Here is a 2,151-nt window from a genome sequence, read left to right on the forward strand (position 1 = left end):
GCTGTAAAGACCCCGAATACGTTTTTAAGAGCTTGGCCCGATAGGGTCTTTTTTTATTTCTTGGGTGGAGAAAATGGGGTGATTTTTTCGTAGAAAAAATCTAAAATCGGGGGGCTACTACGACCCCCCTTTTAAGTGCCGAGTGCCAAATTAAGAAAAAAAGTGCCTTGAACCTTAGAGCCACAAGGGTTTGAGGGGTGCGAGTTTTCGGCGACATTTTGGCGAGTTTTTTGGCGAGTTTTTAAAAAAGTATGGGAAAGTGTTTACAAAAATAATTGAAAGTGGTACACTTGAAACAAGTCCGAAAAAGGAGAATAATATGGCGACAGATAAAAAAAGAGTGCAAGTAAGTTTTACTGACGAACAACATCAAATGTTAGTTGATTTAGCTAAGAGTAAAGGCTTTTCTAAGTCTGCAATCATTGTGTTAGCACTTGAAGAATATTTGAAAATGCAAAAATAAAGAAAGGCACAAAAAAAGCTGTGTTGGTCGCACAGCAATAAGTTTTTGATTTAGGTTAAATATAACATATGGCGAAAGAAAAAGCAAGATACTTCACTTTCCTACTCTATCCCGATTCAATTCCAGAAGATTGGGAAATGAGATTGGAATTGATTGGTGTACCAATGGCGGTCAGTCCTTTGCATGATAAGGACTTGAGTGATGTTGAGGGACAACTCTACAAAAAAGCACATTATCATGTGATTTATGTGGCGAAAAATCCTGTGACTGCTGATAGCGTAAGGGTTAGGATAAAAAGGGCTTTAGGAGAACAAAGTGTTGCTATGGTTCAGATAGTTCTGAATATCGAAAACATGTATTTGTATCTAACGCATGAGTCCAAAGACGCTATCGAGAAGAAAAAGCACAAGTACGATAAGGCAGATATTAAGCATATCAATAACTTTGACATTGACCGTTATGTGACGTTAGATGCTGAGCAAAAAGACGATATTCTAGACGAGGTCTGCAATATCATTGCAGATCATCGGCTAGCGAATATCTTGGAATTGAAAAATTTTGTAATGGCAAAAGGTTCAGAGTATGGACTGCCGACTATGAAAGTTATTAATTCGGTTTTGCGTTCTCATACTGGATTGATTCGATTGTATTTTGACGGAGTTTATCAAGAGCGAAAGTATGGGAATTTAGTTCCGTCAGTAGATTATGAAACTGGGGAAGTTTTGAGCGAGGAAGAATAAAAAGCAGACCTTTCGAGGTCGGCTTTTTTGGTCGGACAATAGCGAAGCCGTCCGACTGTCATTTTGAAAAAATGACTTTGGGTGACTTATCGAAGTCGCCCAATTTTTCAAAAAATGCCCTTGCGATTCGAGGGCTTTTTTTGTAGTTCGCCCTGGCATAAAGTGGGCGGACTAGCTCTCTGCAAGAGCCTTCGGAGAACGCACTTTTACGAAGTAAAGTATAGTGCGTTATACTTTACATGGAAGTTAGCCGAAATTTGTGCTAAAATTCTAGCTAGAATGTTATCACAATAGACGAGCAATAGGCTTGCCGGCTCGTCTGTCATTCGCTACTCGAATGACCCACCTGAGGAGGTAAAAGTTATGAGCTACATGGTTGCGAGAATGCAGAAAATGAAAGTTGGGAATTTGGGTGGCGCACATAAGCACAATGAACGGATTTTTGAAAAGCACTCAAACAAAGACATCGACACGAGCAGGTCACACCTCAACTATGAGTTGACGGATCGTGACCGCTCTGTGTCGTATGAACGGCAAATTAAGGACTATGTGAACGAGAACAAGAGTTCTAAACGTGGGATACGGAAAGACGCTGTTTTGTGTGATGAATGGATTATTACGTCAGATAAAGATTTTTTTGAAAAGTTGGGCCAGGAGCAGACGAGAAAATTTTTTGAAACGGCTAAAAACTACTTCGCGGAGAATTACGGAGAAACCAACGTTGCTTATGCTAGTGTACATCTTGATGAGAGTACCCCACACATGCACTTAGGGATTGTGCCAATGAGAAATGGTAAGCTGTCATCAAAGGTTATGTTTAACCGTGAGGAGCTAAAGCATATTCAGGAAGATTTGCCAAAGTACATGAATGAGCATGGTTTTGAGTTGCAACGTGGAAAGCGAGATAGCAAAGAACAGCATTTGAGTGTGGCGGACTACAAGGAAAAA

Annotated in this window: 3 protein-coding genes; all 3 read left to right on the top strand. The window is 40.1% G+C overall.

The window, feature by feature from the left end; genetic code table 11:
- Window positions 1-319 precede the first annotated feature (319 nt).
- Window positions 320-463 carry a ribbon-helix-helix domain-containing protein gene (locus HMPREF2837_RS11015; RefSeq protein ID WP_000179765.1) on the top strand — a complete coding sequence of 48 codons (144 nt, stop codon included), beginning with the start codon at window positions 320-322 and terminating at the stop codon, window positions 461-463.
- A gap of 68 nt (window positions 464-531) precedes the next feature.
- The gene (locus tag HMPREF2837_RS00330; RefSeq protein ID WP_075230497.1) at window positions 532-1,203 is read left to right on the top strand and encodes a replication protein; all 672 of its coding nucleotides are present in this window, start codon (window positions 532-534) and stop codon (window positions 1,201-1,203) included.
- Between the two features lie 363 nt (window positions 1,204-1,566).
- The coding region (gene mobV / locus HMPREF2837_RS00335; RefSeq protein WP_148131775.1) for a MobV family relaxase at window positions 1,567-2,151 on the top strand (585 nt) is incomplete at its 3' end.

It is taken from the genome of Streptococcus sp. HMSC071D03, assembly GCF_001812125.1.
Taxonomy (GTDB): domain Bacteria; phylum Bacillota; class Bacilli; order Lactobacillales; family Streptococcaceae; genus Streptococcus; species Streptococcus pseudopneumoniae_N.